The organism is Stenotrophomonas sp. Sm10 (assembly GCF_030985515.1).
GTDB lineage: Bacteria > Pseudomonadota > Gammaproteobacteria > Xanthomonadales > Xanthomonadaceae > Stenotrophomonas > Stenotrophomonas hibiscicola.
On the sequence record NZ_JAPTFO010000005.1, the window covers coordinates 85,922 to 102,282 of the forward strand.

Annotated in this window: 13 protein-coding genes; 8 read left to right on the plus strand and 5 right to left on the minus strand. The window is 64.9% G+C overall.

Features of this window, described 5'->3' with window-relative positions; translation table 11 throughout:
- Nucleotides 1-55 precede the first annotated feature (55 nt).
- Nucleotides 56-1,438, plus strand: coding sequence for an NAD(P)-binding domain-containing protein (locus O0J15_RS02780; RefSeq protein WP_308305033.1), 1,383 nt, complete (start codon nt 56-58; stop codon nt 1,436-1,438).
- Nucleotides 1,439-1,476: 38 nt separating this feature from the next.
- Here O0J15_RS02780 and O0J15_RS02785 read toward each other — a convergent pair whose 3' ends face one another.
- The 3 genes from O0J15_RS02785 to O0J15_RS02795 all read right to left on the minus strand — a co-directional run bounded on the left by O0J15_RS02785 (nt 1,477) and on the right by O0J15_RS02795 (nt 4,833).
- Nucleotides 1,477-2,586: a polyamine ABC transporter substrate-binding protein gene (locus O0J15_RS02785; protein ID WP_019659050.1), complete on the minus strand. Its 1,110-nt coding sequence runs from the start codon at nt 2,584-2,586 to the stop codon at nt 1,477-1,479.
- 91 nt (nt 2,587-2,677) lie between these two features.
- On the minus strand, nt 2,678-4,075 hold the full coding sequence (locus O0J15_RS02790) for a glutamine synthetase family protein (protein WP_021203558.1): 1,398 nt from the start codon (nt 4,073-4,075) through the stop codon (nt 2,678-2,680).
- On the minus strand, nt 4,072-4,833 hold the full coding sequence (locus O0J15_RS02795; RefSeq protein ID WP_308305034.1) for a gamma-glutamyl-gamma-aminobutyrate hydrolase family protein: 762 nt from the start codon (nt 4,831-4,833) through the stop codon (nt 4,072-4,074). Before O0J15_RS02795 ends, O0J15_RS02790 begins: the two co-directional genes overlap by 4 nt.
- A gap of 200 nt (nt 4,834-5,033) precedes the next feature.
- Here O0J15_RS02795 and O0J15_RS02800 point away from each other — a divergent pair, with 200 nt between their 5' ends.
- From O0J15_RS02800 to O0J15_RS02810, 3 genes are all read left to right on the plus strand, one after another.
- Entirely contained in the window at nt 5,034-6,272 is a 1,239-nt protein-coding gene (locus tag O0J15_RS02800) for an FAD-binding oxidoreductase (protein ID WP_308305038.1), read from the plus strand.
- 51 nt (nt 6,273-6,323) lie between these two features.
- Nucleotides 6,324-7,931, plus strand: coding sequence for an MASE1 domain-containing protein (locus O0J15_RS02805; protein ID WP_308305035.1), 1,608 nt, complete (start codon nt 6,324-6,326; stop codon nt 7,929-7,931).
- A 191-nt stretch (nt 7,932-8,122) separates the two neighbouring features.
- Complete coding sequence (locus O0J15_RS02810) at nt 8,123-9,712, plus strand: MASE1 domain-containing protein (protein WP_308305036.1); 1,590 nt, start codon at nt 8,123-8,125, stop codon at nt 9,710-9,712.
- 108 nt (nt 9,713-9,820) lie between these two features.
- Here the strand turns inward: O0J15_RS02810 and O0J15_RS02815 are convergent, their stop codons facing one another.
- On the minus strand, nt 9,821-10,240 hold the full coding sequence (locus tag O0J15_RS02815) for a hypothetical protein (protein WP_227853851.1): 420 nt from the start codon (nt 10,238-10,240) through the stop codon (nt 9,821-9,823).
- 345 nt (nt 10,241-10,585) lie between these two features.
- On the opposite strand from O0J15_RS02815, the gene O0J15_RS02820 reads away from it, so the two are divergent.
- The 3 genes from O0J15_RS02820 to O0J15_RS02830 all read left to right on the plus strand — a co-directional run bounded on the left by O0J15_RS02820 (nt 10,586) and on the right by O0J15_RS02830 (nt 14,114).
- Complete coding sequence (locus tag O0J15_RS02820) at nt 10,586-12,121, plus strand: MASE1 domain-containing protein (RefSeq protein WP_021203552.1); 1,536 nt, start codon at nt 10,586-10,588, stop codon at nt 12,119-12,121.
- 101 nt (nt 12,122-12,222) lie between these two features.
- On the plus strand, nt 12,223-13,566 hold the full coding sequence (locus O0J15_RS02825; protein ID WP_026346917.1) for a diguanylate cyclase: 1,344 nt from the start codon (nt 12,223-12,225) through the stop codon (nt 13,564-13,566).
- An 86-nt stretch (nt 13,567-13,652) separates the two neighbouring features.
- A complete protein-coding gene (locus O0J15_RS02830) occupies nt 13,653-14,114 on the plus strand; it encodes a bacteriohemerythrin (RefSeq protein ID WP_019659057.1) in 462 nt (153 codons plus the stop codon).
- Here O0J15_RS02830 and O0J15_RS02835 read toward each other — a convergent pair.
- Nucleotides 14,095-15,396 (minus strand): MFS transporter, encoded by a 1,302-nt coding sequence (locus O0J15_RS02835; protein ID WP_019659058.1) that lies wholly within the window; start codon nt 15,394-15,396, stop codon nt 14,095-14,097. The two genes, O0J15_RS02830 and O0J15_RS02835, sit on opposite strands and share 20 nt — an antisense overlap.
- A gap of 147 nt (nt 15,397-15,543) precedes the next feature.
- On the opposite strand from O0J15_RS02835, the gene O0J15_RS02840 reads away from it, so the two are divergent.
- On the plus strand, nt 15,544-16,185 hold the full coding sequence (locus tag O0J15_RS02840) for a hypothetical protein (protein ID WP_019659059.1): 642 nt from the start codon (nt 15,544-15,546) through the stop codon (nt 16,183-16,185).
- Nucleotides 16,186-16,361 lie beyond the last annotated feature (176 nt).

Here is a 16,361-nt window from a genome sequence, read left to right on the forward strand (position 1 = left end):
GCGGGATCCATTGAAAGCCCGGGGCATTCCCCGCGCAATGCCCCGGATCTAGGCCTTGCATGGACCGACCCTGGTGATTTCCCCGGACAGCCCCTCCCCTTTCCCGCCCCGCCTGCCAGGCTGCCTGCCTGCACGGCTGCCGCTGGTCATCATCGGCGCCGGCCAGGCTGGGTTGTCGCTCAGCGCGCTCCTGCAGGAGGCCGGCGTCGAGCATCGCGTGCTGGAGGCCGAAACCGTGGGTGCCAGCTGGCGGCGACGCTGGGATTCGTTCCAGACCAACACCGCCAACGCGACCATGGCCCTTCATGGCCATGCCTATGCCGGGGATGACCCGGAAGGGTTCATGGGGGCCCCGGAAGTGATCCGACGGCTGCGCGACTATGCCGACGAGCGCGCATTGCCGATCAGCGAGGGGTGCGTGGTCCATCGGGTCGGGCCCGAGTCCGGTGGTTATGCCATCGACAGCAGCCGGGGGCTGATCCATGCCCAGGCGGTGGTGGTCGCCACCGGTGAATACCGCCGGGCGCGGTTGCCCCGGGCCCCGTTCGCGCCCGCACCAGGCCTCACCATGCTGCACTCCAGCGACTACCGCGGTCCCGGCCAGCTACCCGAGGGCGCGGTGCTGGTCATCGGCGGCGGCCAGTCCGGCGCGCAGATCGCCCAGGACCTGCGCGACGGTGGTCGCAGCGTGTACTGGTCATTGGCCCAGCGGCATTCGCACACCCGCCGGCTGCGCGGCAAGGACTCGATGACCTGGTGGGACATGGCCGGGCGCATCCATCAACACGTAAGCCAATCGGCGGCCGTACTGGCAGGCGAGCCGGACGCGCTGCGCAAGGCCCGCACTGCGGAGTTCCCGCTGATATCCGGCAAGGGAAGCGCCGGCCTGGGCAGTTCGATCAGCCTGTTGGCGATGCACCGCGCAGGCATCAGGTTGCTGGGCCGGTTGCAGGAATTCAGCGGAAACACCGCCCGCTTCGCCGATGTCCGCCCGCAGCTGCATACCGCGATCGAGGCGACGCGGGCCGAATATGCCTATCTCGATTCGCTGGCCAGCGCGTACTACGCCACGCGGCCCGAACCGCGCACCGACGATGCCCGCTACATTCCCGAAGAGGTCTACCTGCACTGGGAGCCGGAACCGTCCCCATGCAAGCTGGACCTGAAGGCTGCGGGCATCCGCGCGGTGGTACTGGCCACCGGGTTCGTCGCCGAGTGGCCCTGGCTCGACGTGCAGGGCGTGCTGGATGCACACGGCTATCCGCTTGGCGACTTCGGTGTTTCCCCGCAGCCGGGGCTGTTCTTCATCGGCATGCACAACCTGCAGCGGATGAGTTCGTCGTTCCTGTGCAACGGCGGCCGCGACGCACGCGACCTGCTGCCGGCCATCCTGCAGCACCTTGGCCGAAGCGGGAGTACCGGCTTCGGCGCAGGTTAAGGGAGCCGCCGGGCAAGGCCCGACGGCGCCAGACCGGCTCAGCGGCCGGTCTTCACCTCGGTCCACAGCCGGGTGTAGAGCTTGTCGGTCTCCGGCGTGTTGATCGAGTAGGTGAACATCTTCTCGGCGACATCCGCCGGCGGATAGATGGTCGGGTCGGTGCGGATCGCCTCGTCCACCAGCGGCGTTGCGGTCGGGATCGGGTTGGCGTAGTGGATGAAGTTGGTGTTGGCCGCAGCGACCTTCGGTTCCAGCAGGTAGTTGATGAACCTGTAAGCCGCTTCCGGGTGCTTGGCGTCCTTCGGGATCGCCAGCATGTCGAACCACTGCGGCGCACCTTCCTTCGGGATCGAGTAGGCCACGTGCACGCCATTGCTGGCTTCCTCGGCGCGGTCGCGGGCCTGGATGATGTCACCGGACCAGCCGACCACCAGGCAGGTACCGCCGTTGGCCAGCGAACCCACGTACTGCGAGGAGTGGAAATTCTGAACGTACGGGCGGATCGACTTCAGCAGGTCGGCCGCCTTCTGCAGTTCGGCCGGGTCGCCGCTGTGCGGGTCCAGGCCCAGGTAATGCAGCGCGATCGGGATCATGTCGGCCGGCGTGTCCAGGATGGTCACGCCGCAGTCCTTCATCTTGCTGATGTTCTCCGGCTTGAACACTAGGTCCCAGCTGTTGGCGATGTCGGTGCTGCCACCGAAGCGCTGCTTCAGCATGTCCACGTTGTAGCCGATGCCGGTGGTGCCGATCATGTACGGCACGCCGTACTGGTTGCCCGGATCCTGGGTGGCGATGCGCTTCATCACCGCCGGATCGAGGTTGGCCAGGTTCGGGATCTTGCTCTTGTCCAGCGGCAGGAACACGCCGGCCTGGATCTGGCGGCCGAAGAAGTTCAGCGTCGGCACCACCACGTCGTAGCCGCTGTTGCCGGCCAGCAGCTTGGTCTCGACCATCTCATCGCTGTCGAACACATCGTAGGTCACCTTGATCCCGCTCTCCTTCTCGAAGGTCGGAATGGTGTCCTCGGCGATGTAATCGCTGTAGTTGTAGACGTTCAGGACCTGGCTGTCCTGCGCGCCGCCGTTGCCACCGCCACAGGCGGCAAGCATGGCGGAGGCCAGGCCGAGCGTGAGGATACGCAGCTTCATCGGGTGCTCCAGAATGCGGGAAGGGGGGCCGGCGGGGCCGGCGACGGGTGCCAGCCTACCCCCCGGCGGCGGATTTTTCTATTCCAGATGCTCAGACGTTCAGCAGCAGGAACTCGCGCTCCCACGAGCTGATGACGCGGAAAAAGGTCTCGTATTCCTTGCGCTTGACCGAGATGTAGGCGCGGCAGAAACGCTCGCCCAGCAGGGCCTGGAGCTCGCTGCACTGCTCCAGCCCGTCCAGCGCCTCGCCCAGCGAGCGCGGCAGGTTGTAGCCCAGTTCCTTCGCGCTGCCGGTCACCGGCGCGTCCGGCGCCAGCCGCTCGCGGATGCCGAGCAGGCCGCAGGCCAGGGTCGCCGCCATTGCCAGGTACGGGTTGGCGTCGGAGCCGGCGAAACGGCTCTCCACGCGCATGTTTTCCGGCGTATCCAGCGGCACGCGCAGCCCGCAGGTACGGTTGTCGAAGCCCCAGTGCACGTTGCTCGGCGAGACCTCGCCGAACACCAGGCGGCGGTACGAGTTCACGTTCGGCGCGAAGAACGCCATCGCCTGCGGCGCGTACTTCTGCAGGCCACCCAGGTAATGGCCGAACACTGGGCTGAACTCGCCCTCGGCATCGGAATCACCGGCAAAAACGTTGCTGCCGTCACTCATCCGCACCAGGCTCTGGTGGATGTGCATGGCACTGCCCGGCTCGTTTTCCATCGGCTTGGCCAGGAAGGTGGCGTACACCCCGTGGCGCATCGCCGCCTCGCGCATGGTGCGCTTGAACAGGAATACCTGGTCGGCCAGGTCCATCGCATCGGCATGGGTGAAGTTGACCTCCAGCTGCGCCGCGCCCGATTCGTGGATCAGCGTGTCCACGTCCAGCTTCATCGCATCGGCGTAGTCGTACATCAGGTCGAGGATCGGGTCGAATTCGTTGACCGCGTCGATCGAGTACGACTGCCGCGCGGTCTCCGGGCGCCCGGAGCGGCCGGCCGGTGGCAGCAGCGGGAAGTCCGGGTCGGTGTTCTTCTGCACCAGGAAGAACTCAAGCTCCGGCGCCACCACCGGGCGCAGGCCCAGCTCGGCGTAGGCCGCCAGCACGCGGCGCAGTACGTTGCGTGGCGCCAGCTCGTGCGGCTCACCGCTCTTGGTGTAGCAATCGTGGATGACCTGCGCGGTGGCGTCGGCCGCCCACGGCACCATGCGCACCGTGTCCGGATCGGGGCGCAGCATCATGTCCGAGTCCGACGGCGAGGTCAGCTCGTAGTAGTCATCAGGGAACTCGCCGGTGACGGTGGTGGCGAAGATGCCTTCGGGCAGCCGCGTACCGTAGTCGTGCGAGAACTTGTCGGCGGGAATGATCTTGCCGCGCGCGTTGCCGGTGATGTCTGGCACCAGGCACTCGACCTCGGTGATGCGCCGTTCCTTCAGCCAGCGCAGCAGGCTGCTTTCCTGCGGTGCGGGGGGCGTGGCCGTCTTGCGCGGGCGCGTTCGGGAACTCATCGGGAATCCAGTCGGTTCTGTTGGTGCTGCCGGCAAGCCTGGCCGAACGCACGGAAAATAGCGTGATAGAACGGCGCCTGCATGACACGCCACTCCGGGTGCCACTGTACGCCGAGCACGAAACGATGGTGCAGGCTGCGTGCCGCTTCGACCAGCCCATCGTCGGCCACGGCCTCGACCTGCAGGCCCTGCGCGAGGCGGGCAATGCCCTGCCCGTGCACCGAATTGACCTGCGCCCGGTCGCTGCCGTGCCACTGCGCCAGCCAGCCATCGGCAACCAGGGTAACCGCGTGGGCCGGTCCGTACTGCACCTCCACCGGCGCCTGCGGGTCTTCGCGATGGTCAGCCAGGCCAGGCACCGCGTGTACCTGCGGATGCAGGCTGCCACCCAGCGCGACGTTCAGTTCCTGGAAGCCGCGGCAGATCGCCAGTACTGGCAGGTCCAGCGCCAGCGCCTCGCGCAGCAACGCGAACGCATTGGCATCACGGGCCGGGTCATGCGGATTGCCCGGCCAGCTGCGGCCGCCCTCGTAGTGCTGCGGTTCGATGTTGCTGACCGCACCGGTCAGCAGCAGGCCATCGAGCCCCTGCAGCCAGTCGCCAACCGGCAAAGGAGGCTGCAGGCTCGGCAGTACCACCGGGGTCACTTCGGCGGCCTCGGCCAGCGCGCGCACGTACTTCTCGCCGGCCACCGCGAAGCGGTGATGGCCGAGCACGGTACTGTCGGTGGGCAGGCCCACCCAGGGCAGGCGGCGCATGGAAAAACTCCTTGACGTGCCGACACGTTACCCGTCGCCCGGCGAAGGCGGCAAGTCGTCGCCGTCACACCATGGCTGTCACGCATCGGCGAAACTACGCGGGTGAATGCTGATCGTCCTCCCCCGCTCCCCCCTCCCGCACTGCGCCCGCGAGGCCTGCGGTGAGCGCCGCCTTCCCTCCCAGCTGGTATGCCGCCAGCCTGCCCGAACCGCCCGCCCTGCCCTCGTTGCGGGGGGATGTGCAGGCCGATGTCGCGGTGCTGGGCGCCGGCTATACCGGCCTGACCGCAGCCCTGGAACTGGCTACGCGCGGCCAGCGCGTGGTGGTGCTGGACGCGCAGCGGATCGGCTGGGGCGCGTCCGGTCGCAACGGTGGCCAGGCGCTGGTCGGCTATGGCTGCGAGGTGGACGAACTGGAGCGTCAGCTCGGTCGTGATGATGCGCGCCACCTGTTCGACTGGTCACGCGACGCGGTGCAGGCGATGCGCGCACGCATCGATCGGCACGGCATTGACTGTCATTGGGTGGAAGGCCACGCCAGCGTCGCCATCCGCGAACGCCATGAGCGCGACCTGCAGGCCAACTGCGAGCATCTGCAACGCCACTACGACTACCCCATGCAGTGGTGGGACCGTGATGCCCTGCGCGCACAGCTGGACAGCCCACGCTACCGCGCCGCGATGTTCGATCCGCTCAGCGCGCATCTGCAGCCCCTGGCCTATGCCCGCGGACTGGCCGATGCGGCGCGTGCGGCCGGCGCGGTGATCCATGAGAACTCCGCAGTGACCCGCGTGCAGCGCGGACCGCAGCCCACCGTGCATACCGCGCAGGGAAGCGTGCGCGCTGCGCATCTGGTGGTGGCCGGCAACGCCTGGTTGCAGGGCCTGCTGCCCGAGCTGGAACGGCGGATCATGCCCGTCGGCACCTATATCGGGGCCAGCGCGCCGCTGGGTGCCGAACGCGCCCGTGCCCTGATCGGCAACAACATGGCCGTGGCCGACACCGCCTGGGCACTGGATTACTTCCGTCTCAGCCACGACCATCGCCTGCTGTTTGGTGGCCGTGCCAGCTATTCAGCACTACCGCCACCCGGCCTGCGCGGGGTGATGCAGCGGCGCATGCACCAGGTGTTCCCGCAGCTGGCCGACGTGCCACTGGAGCAGGTCTGGGGCGGTTATGTAGACATTACCCGCAACCGCGCCCCGCATTGGGGCCGGCTGGACGGCAATCTGTACTTCGCGCAGGGGTTCTCCGGCCATGGGGTGGCCGCCGCCGGGCTGGCCGGTGAGGTGATCGCCGCTGCTATTGCAGGCCAGAGCGAGCGCCTGGACGTGTTCCAGCGCCTGCGGCATGCCCCCTTCCCTGGCGGCCGGCTGCTGCGCACGCCACTGCTGGTGGCGGCGATGTCGTGGTACAAGCTGCGGGATGCGTTGTGGTAGCGGGACCCTTCCCAGCCACATAATCGATGCAGGAGCTGGGGGAGCACGAGGATGCAGTGGTGGAAAGACGGCCTGCTGGTGAGGATACGGGTCAGCCCCGAAGGGCTGGCGCTGGCACTCGTCTATGCCGTCGCCTGCTGGGGTGCGCGCAAGCTGTCACTGGACCAGTTCTTCCTGCCCGCCGGCGTGCGGGTGGCCGCATTGCTGTTGTGCCCGCCCCGTCTTTGGCCCTACCTGCTGATGGGTGAATACGCCTACTTCGCGCATCTGCGCATCCCCCTGATCAGCAAATACAACCTGACCTGGGTGATCCTGGCCTCGGTGTTCCTGATGCCCGCCGTGATGCTGATTGTGCGCCTGCATCGGAAGCTGCTGGCGCGCACCACGATCCTCGGCGTGATCTCCATTGCGGTATGCGCCGCGACGGTCGTCAGCCTGCTCAACCTGGGCATCTCGTACCTGATCTGGGAACCGTTGCATGAAGAGACATTTCTCACCAACGTGCTGCGCTATGCGCTGGGCGATTTCACTGGCATCCTGATCCTGGCGCCTCTGGCACTACTGTGGATACGCCGCGCCGAGGAGAAATGGACGACCCGGTCTGTTGCGGCCACGGTCGGAGCAGTCGGAGCCATGCTGGTCATTGGCCTGCAGGCGACGCCCGTTCCCACTTCGATCATGGCCGAAGGCTCGCTGCAGTTGTTGTTGATCCTGCCTATTCCCGCAATCGCCCTGACCTGCATGCTGGGATGGCGCGGTGCGGCCATCGGTGTCGCCGCCGTGAACATGATCCTTGGCCTGAGCACCCCTTCGGACCACCCGGCGTCATTCGATCAGGCGACCTTCGCTACCCAGCAGGCCATGGCCATCGCCAGCATCGCCCTGCTGTTGCTGGGCGCGCGCATCACGCACTTCCAGAACCAGCACCGGTTGCGCGAGGAAGATGGCAGAGCGGCACTGCAGCTTGCACGGAATTCACATCTGGCCAGCGAAATGGACCTGCGTGAGCGCGCGGCCCATCTGCGCCAGTTGGGCGATGGCATGGACCTGTCGCTGAACGAAATGGTGAACTGGCTGCATGCGCAGGGCCATCACGCCGTGGCTGACAGCCTGCGGCATACCTCGGAGGTGCATTCACGCCTGTTCCGGGCCCAGGCCAGCATGATCTATCCCGCCGCCCTGGAACGACTGGGCTTGTATGTGGCGTTGCAAGCCGGTGGGGTGCGTGAGGCTTGGAACGCCACGCATCGAATCGGGCAACCCAGGTGGATGGGTGATCCCTGCCAGCTCAGCCCCGGTCTGCAACTGGCAGCCTATCGCTCGATCGTCGAAGCGGTTTCGATCCTCCTGGGCAGCGAAAAAGGCCAGCTCATGGTCCGGGCCCGCTGCGGGCAACGTGCCGGTCACCGCGGCATCGTCGTTGTGGTTGCGGCGATGGATCCGCATCAGACGCTGTCAACGGCAACCTTCGATCTTGCGACGTCCCAATTATCGGCTCGGATAACCGCCTATCGTGGTGCGCTGCATTGTGGCCGTAGGAGAATCAGGCTGATGCTGATTGAAGCAGCCGATGCATCACAGGGCGAAGAGGCCTTGGTCTGGGGAACCGGTGTACCTGCCGGACTGAAGCCGCCTGGGACAGCCCCCCACTCTTGGTAGCCAGGTGAAAAATGCGATGAATATCACAACCTTGCAGTGACATTCCCCAAGTCTCCTTTTCGTATGTCCGCATCACGGATAGAAGGGTGAGATTGCACCCATCTGAATCTATCGATACTGTCGCGCTAAAGGGAGTGCGTCATGTATCGACTGGACAGCGATAGTGTTCGACGAGCAGGGGAGGCTTGCGTTTGAAGTGGCTGAGAAATGGCTTTGAGCTGAGTTTCCGTATCCGCCCGGCAGGCCTTGCGCTGGCGGTACTCTACGCTGTCGCGTGCTGGGCCACCTGGCACCTTTCCGTCGATCAGTTCTTCCTTCCGGCTGGAATCCGTGTTGCGGCGCTCTTGCTGACCCCGAAGCGAATGTGGGCGTATCTGGTCCTTGGCGAGTATGCCTACTTCGCCCACATGCGCTATCCGATGATTGAAGATTACGGAATGGCCTGGGTCATTTTCGGATCTGCGTGCCTCATACCCGCGGTGGCGCTGATCGTTCATCTTCACCACAAGCTGATAGCTTCCACCACCGAAAGCTGGTTGCTTTCGATCGCGGCATCCGCTGCGCTGGTGGCCACTTCTCTCAAGCTCGGTCTGATTCACATGCTGTGGCCAGCTCCACCGAGCATGCCGTTCTACACGAACGCGATGCTCTACGTGCTCAGCGACTACATTGCAATCCTTACGGTCGCGCCCCTGGCGCTGCTCTGGATACGCCGACACAGCGGCTACGACTGGACGACCTGGCGACGCCGACCGACCATCGCTGCCCTCACTTCGCTGGGCATGCTGGGCGCTCTGCTGCTCCAGGTCGGCACGGGGGATCACTCTGCACGAGCAACGCTGCAGTTGTTGCTGGTGCTGCCAGTCATCGCACTGACTTGCATGCACGGTTGGCGGGGGGCCGCTGTAGGTGTTCCGCTGATGAACATCATCCTCAGCCAGACCATGCCGACCACGGGTCTCCCCGGCTCATTCGACGAGACCACCTTCTTCACCCAGCAGATCATTGCCATCACCAGTACAGCGCTTATCGCGCTGGGACCGCGCATCACCCATCATTACAATCAGCGCACACCTGTAGCGATGTCAGCATCACGGGTCAATGCACTCTCGCGCTCGGCGCATCTTGCCAACGAGCAGGACCTGCGCGAACGCGCGCTGGGCCTGCGCCAGATTGCAGATGACATCGAAGAGGCTCTGGGAGAGACTGTGCAACAACTCAAGGCCGATGGCCATGAAGTTCCTGCGTCTGACCTGCTCCGCACCTTCTCGCAACGCTCACGGCGATTCCGTGAACTGACCAGTATGGTCTATCCCACGGAGCTCGAGCATGCAGGCCTCTATGTCGCCTTGCGTGCGGGTGGACTCAGCGAAACCTGGAACGCCAGCCATCGGATCGTCCGTCCGATACTTGGCGGGGATCCATGCCAGCTGAGCATGGGCCTGCAACTTGCCGCGTATCGCACCTTTGCCGAAGCCGTATCGCTTTTCCTGAAGGACGAAACCGGCCAGATCCAGATCAGCGCTCGCTGCGGTCGCTATAGAGGCATGCACGGTATCGTGCTGAGGGTCGCGCTGCTGGACCGACATCGCGCACTCGCCTCGCGAACCATGGAAAGCGCCATTGATCGACTCTCTGCACGCGTGCACGCCTATTCGGGACGCGTGCAATGCCGGGGCCACCGCATCACCATGGTGTTGCTGGACACTGCAGGCGAGTCCGAGCGCGGAACACTTCCATACAAGCGAAACGACATTTGCGAGACGCCCGCGCGCCAGTGATCACAGGCGGACGATCAATAGCCCAGGCGACGCCTGTGGCTCGCCCCCGTAGAGGTGTTTCCTCCCTCTGCGAAGCAAGCCACAGGCAGGCCACCTGTATTCAGCCCGTCATTTGTTACTGACCCCGCGCTCGACCGACCAGACTGCCCCACGCCCCTCTCCATAGACGACCAGAGAAAAATCAGGCCCGCGGAAGACAACGCTGCGGCGAGCATTCTTCGGTATCGCCAGAGGCTTGGACGGCAGCGACACGCGAGCTACGGTCTTGCCGGCCGGCAAGGCCCAGAACGTCGATTCGATGTTGGCAACGATCAGATTGACCTGGCCGGTCAAATCATTGACCTGGTAGTACGACACCCCATCCCGCTCGAATGCGTAGACAAGCCATGCGGGATCTGAACTCAGATCGAGTGCTGCGGGCTGGCTCTCACCCAACCCAGCCGTTGCCAGTGGCACACCCTGCCCTCCGCCCGGACAGCAGGCAAACGACAGCGCAGGAACGACAAGCAGCGCAGCAGCGGCGCTCAACTTCGACAACCGGGAAAATCTCACAGGCATCTCCATGATTGAAAGGTGGACAACATCAAGGCAACACAGGCGCGCCCCTGGCAGATAGTGCAATATCCCCTGAGTGTCCCATGGCGACGTGAACAATCTCAGGATTCGCCTCCCTGTCAGCATACCTGCGCCACTCACAACCCCGCCGTTCACATCACTCGCCCTACGTGGATACGTACAACGGCGGAGTTTCTGCCAATACCGTTGCACACCCCGCGAAGTATCGCTACTTTCGCCGCTGGACCGTTACCGCCCCGAGAGAATGTGAGCGTTGCTCGCGTACCAGCCCATCCGAGATGGAGCGCCGTGAAGAACATGGCACTAGCCGGCATTCCGGTGCACCCGGCCGGGCTTCTCTTGGCTGCCGCCTACGCTATTGCCTGCATATCCGCCCGACAGTTTTCCCTGGACCAGTTTTTCCTTCCTGCCGGTATCCGGGTGGCAGCGCTTTTGATCGTTCCACAACGTCGATGGCCTTATGTATTGCTGGGAGAATGGGGCTACTTTGCATATCTGCGCATCCCTACGATCGACGAGTACGGCCTGGAATGGGTCATCCTGGCGTCCACGCTGCTGATGCCGATGGCGATGCTGATAGTTCACCTCCATCTGAGAAAAACCATATCCGAGGCAGCCACCGGATTCTGGCTGCTGTCCCTCTCAACGTCGGCAGCAGTTGCGGTCACCGGTGTCAACCTGAGTCTTTCTCGCCTGCTGTGGCCAGTTCCTCCCCCAGATACGCTGCTGGATGCTGCCGAAAGAGTGGTATTTGGTCATTTTGCCGCGATCATCACCATGGCTCCACTGGCCCTTCTTTGGGCCCGGCGGCGCTCCGGTTCTCCATGGCAGAAGAGGTTGCTCGTTCCATCCCTCGTGGCCATTGCCCTGATGCTGGCCTTGGGGCTATGCATGCAGCTGATTTCGACGAATGCCCATTCGACCCGTACGCACCTTGTGCTGTTGGCGGCATTGCCCGCCATCACCTTGACCTTCATGCATGGATGGCGTGGCGCTGCCATCGCGATTCCACTGTTGAACCTTCCACTTCATTTCGCCACCCCCAGCACCGGCCTGCCGGCCTCGTTCGATCTGGGCACGTTTTCCACCCAACAGAACATGGCGGTGATGAGTGTCGCGTTGCTTGCGCTCGGTTCCAGCATCAGCTATCACCATCAGCGCGCCCGATCCCGCGGCCTGGCCGAGGAAACGACACTACGTCTGGCACGCAGTTCCCACCAAACCAGCGAACGTGAGCTGCGTGAACGGGCCATCCATCTCAAGCACTTGGGAGAAGGCATGGACAGCTCGCTCGGCGAGATGGTCAACTGGCTGAAATCCCAAGGCCACCACGCGGTAGCGAGCAGCCTGCTACATGCCTCCTCCGTGCATTCACGCCTTTTCCGGGAGCAGGCCAGCCTGGTTTATCCGACCGGACTGGAGCAAGTCGGGCTCTACGTCACCCTGCAAGCAGGTGGCGCAAGTGGAGTCTGGAAGAACAGCGATCGCGTCACGGTGCATGACCTTGCCGGCAACCCCTGCCTGTTGAGCGTAGAGCTTCAACTGGCGATCTACCGCACCGTGATCGAAGCAGTATCGATTCTGCTGGAATTGGAATCCGGTCAGATCTGCATCCGGGCTCGCTGTGGCGTTGCCGGACGTCAGCGCGGCATCGTCGTGGTGGTGGGCCTGCTCGATCGCAGACAAGGGTTGTCGACTCACACCATGAGTCAGGCCGTTGAACGACTCTCTGGCCGAATCCTGCCCTACGGCGGCGCGGTGCAGTGCCGTCACAATCGGCTCCGGATCGCGCTATCTGAGCCCACACAGAGACCATCATCGACCGTTCCTTAATCTGAGCTACAAATCGCCAGACACACCCGCCATGGACCGCTAAAGTTACACCCGAAACCGCCGCTATCCGTGCCGAGCCCTCCTTCGTGAGCCACCGCATCATGCCCGTCCTGCCGCAGGCCGCCGTCGATGGCGACCTGGCCGATCCCCTGCCACAGCGGATCCTGCTGGTCGAAAATTCCCGTGCGTTCACCGGCATGCTGCGCGAAGCCATCGAACAGCGCCTGGAACTGCCGGTGGTGATCGCTTCCACCCTCGCCGAGGCCGATCGCCTGCTCAGCGAAGGTGCCGGCTGGTTCCTGGTGCTGACCGGGCTGGTGCTGGCCGACGGCGACCGTGATGCGGTGGTCGAGTTCTTCCTGAAGCGCGACCTGCCAACGGTGGTGGTCAGCGGCGTGTACGACGAGGACCTGCGCAAGCGCGTGCTGCAGCAGCAGATCATCGATTACGTGCTGAAGAACACCCCCGGCAGCATCGATTACCTGGTGTGGCTGGTGCAGCGGCTGGAACGCAACCGCCGCATCGCCGCGCTGGTGGTGGACGATTCGCCGTCTGCGCGTGGCTACGCTGCGGCCCTGCTGCGCATGTACGGCCATGAGGTGCATGAAGCCGCCGACGGCAACGAGGGCCTGGCTGCCATCGAGGCGCATCCGGCAATCCGCCTGGCGGTGGTCGATCAGGAAATGCCCGGCATGCAGGGCGTGGAGTTCACCCGCCGCCTGCGTACCCTGCGCTCGCGCGACAAGGTGGCGGTGATCGGCATCTCCGGCAATACCGATGCCTCGCTGATCCCACGCTTCCTTAAGAACGGTGCGAACGACTTCCTGCGCAAGCCGTTCTCGCGCGAGGAGTTTTTCTGCCGCGTCTCGCAGAACGTGGACCAGCTGGAGCTGATCGGCACTCTGCAGGATCTGGCCACCCGCGACTTCCTCACCGGGCTGCCCAACCGACGCTTCTTCCTGGAACAGAGCCAGCGCCAGCTGCCACAGCTGCAGCTGCATGGCCAGTGCGTGGCGGTGGCGATGATCGACATCGACCACTTCAAGCACATCAACGACACCCACGGCCACGAGGCCGGCGATGATGCGCTGCGCTCGGTGGCCGGCGCGGTGGCCGCACATGCACGCAGCCAGGACCTGATCGCACGCTTCGGTGGCGAGGAGTTCTGCCTGCTGGTGCCGGACATGGAACAGGACGAGGCGCTGCTGTACTTCGAGGAACTGCGCCAGCGCATCGCTGCGCTGGAAGTGGACATCGGCAGCGCTACCCTGCGCATGACCGTGAGCATCGGCCTGTGCTGCCTGCGCCCGCAGCGCGATGCGCTGCACCGGCTGATCTCCGAGGCCGACCGCCAGCTGTACCTGGCCAAGGCCGGTGGCCGCAACCGGGTCAGCTGCACCACGGTGGCCAGCCCGCTGCGCCCCCGCGAGCCTGCCCTGCCTTGACCGGCCCGCCTTGATCCAGATCAACGCCGCACCCGCGCGGCAGTTCTACAGTCGGCCCCGACATACGCATGAAGGGGAGCCGGGGGATGGCACTACTGGTCTGGCAGGACGATCTGAACATCGGCATCGATGTGATCGACCAACAACACCGCCGCATCATCGAGATGCTCAACCACCTGCACGTGGCACAGGCCAGCATGCAGCGTGCGGCGGTGGGTGAAGTGATCGACGAAGTGGTGGACTACACCCTGTCGCACTTCGCGTTCGAGGAAGAGCTGATGGAAGAGGCGGGCTATCCGTTCTGTGCCGCGCACAAGCGCGTGCACGAGGTCTTCATCAAGCGGGTATCGGAATACCGCATGCGCTTCCAGGCCGGCGAGGACATCAGCGACGAACTACGGACCATGCTCTCGCGCTGGCTGTTCAACCATATCCGTGGTGATGACCAGGCCTATGCCGAACAGGTCAAGGCGCACCTGAACCAGTTCGCCCGCGAACACCAGGGCGGTGGCTGGCTGGGTCGCACGCTCAAGCGCTTCTTTGGTTGAGCCGCAGCGCGCGCCGGTGCAGTGCCACCAGCGCGCACAGGGTGGCAACCGCGGTCAGGCACAGGTAGTAGCCGACCGCGACCAGGCCGAAGCGTTCCGCCAGCCAGGTGGCCAGGTACGGCGCCGGCGCCGCACCCAGAATGCCGGCCAGGTTGAATGACAGCGAGGCGCCGGTGTAGCGCACTTCCACCGGGTAGATTTCGGCCAGGAAGGTGCCACAGGGGCCGTAGGTCAGCCCCATCAGGAACAATCCCAGGCACAGGAACGCAGTGACCAGCCATGGGCTGTGCGGCTGGAACAGCGGTGCGAACAGCACGCCGAAGCCGACAATCAGCACGCTGGCGACGATCATGGTGCGACGCGTGCCCCAGCGGTCGCCATAGCGTGCCGACAGCGGGATGCCCAGCGCGAAGAACAGCATGCCGGCCATCTGCATCAGCAGGAACTGCTCGCGGCTGTAGCCCAGCACGGCGGTGCCATGGCCGAGGCTGAACACGGTCATCAGGTAGAACAGCACGAAGGTGGCGAACGCGCCCAGGGTACCCAGCAGCATCGGCACCGGGTGGTCACGCAGCACCGTCCACATCGGCAGCCGCACCGGCGCCTTGCGCTCCAGCGCCTGCCTGAAATCGGGGGTCTCGTGGATGTTCAGGCGCACCCACAGGCCGAGGCCGACCAGCAACGCGCTGGCCACGAACGGAATGCGCCAGCCCCACTGCAGGAAGTCGTCCTGGCTCAGGCAGCGGCCGAGCACCAGGAAAATGCCGGCCGACAGCAGGAAGCCAAGCGGCGCACCCAGCTGCGGGAACATGCCATACCAGGCGCGCTTGCCCGGCGGAGCGTTCTCAGTGGCCAGCAGCACCGCCCCGCCCCACTCGCCACCCAGCCCCAGGCCCTGGCCGAAGCGGCACAGCGCCAGCAACGCGGGGGCCCACAGGCCAATCTGTGCATGGGTGGGCAACAGGCCGATCAGCACCGTGGAGAGGCCCATGGTCAGCAGCGCGGCCACCAGCGTGGCCTTGCGGCCGATACGGTCACCGAAGTGGCCGAACACTGCCGAGCCCACCGGGCGCGCGATGAACGCGACCGCGAACGTTGCCAGTGACTGCAGCAGCGCCGCCTGCTCGCTGCTGTCCGGGAAGAACAGGTGCGGGAACACCAGCACGGCGGCCGTGGCGTAGATGTAGAAATCGAAGAATTCGATGGTGGTGCCGATCAGGCTGGCCAGCAGGACACGACGGGGGGAATTCACGGACGGCGCGGCAGCGGTGATCGTCGACATCGGCAACACGGGTAACGGCGGATCGCCCGATTCTGCCACGGGCCGATGGCCGCACGGGGCGATGGTTTCAGCCGACACCGATGCCAACGGAATTTTTCGGGCCACCCGCTAGGCTGCGCCACCGGTCCCTGCATGGACGCTTTGCCGATGACTGCAGTCGCGCTGTCGTGGTCCGATTCGCCGAAGCTGCCGCGGATGGCGGCGTGGCTGGTGGTACTGCTGGTGCATGGCGGGCTTGCTCTGTGGCTGCTGGACAGCGGCCGGATCGAACTGCGCAGCGACGACGGCCCACGGATCTTGCTGCGTTGGCTGCCACCGGAACTGCCGACGCCGGTAGCCAAGCAGCCCACCTTGCCCTCCGCACAGATGACGCGTCCGGCCGCATCCGTGATGCCCCGCCCTGCCCCGGTTGCGCAGGCAGACAGCGCCCAGCCTGCCGCGGAAAACGCGGCTGCGGTGGCGCCACTGATCCTGAGTCTGCCTGCGGGCAGCATCGACGGTGGTGACGGCATCAGCGCTGCGGGTGTCGCTCCGCGTCTTATTGGTCGCCGCGAGATACACCCGGCATTCGCGGCGCGCCGCAACTACTTCCCGATCCGTCGGCAGATGACCCCCGAGCAGATTGTGCATGGCGTCGCGCAACTGCTGGGTTTGTGGCCACCGGGCTACATCGTCGACCCGTGCCAGCTGGGCAAGCAGGACATGGACTATTTCCAGAACGCCGTCGAAGAAGCCGACCGCGACATGCTGCGTGCGGCGGTGCTGCAGGTGAGCGCGCGTTGCCGGTAGTCGCATTACTGTGGCGTCGAGCTTGCTCGACGGCTTTTCGCATTTTGTAGAGCCGAGATCCTATGTTCGTGGTCAAGCCTGCTGGAAGCAGGCTTGACCCACTTTCAGCATGGCCGGGTCAAAGTCCCGGCCGCTCTTGAAGACGCCCCAAGCGATCCTGGCCAGCTTTCTGGCCA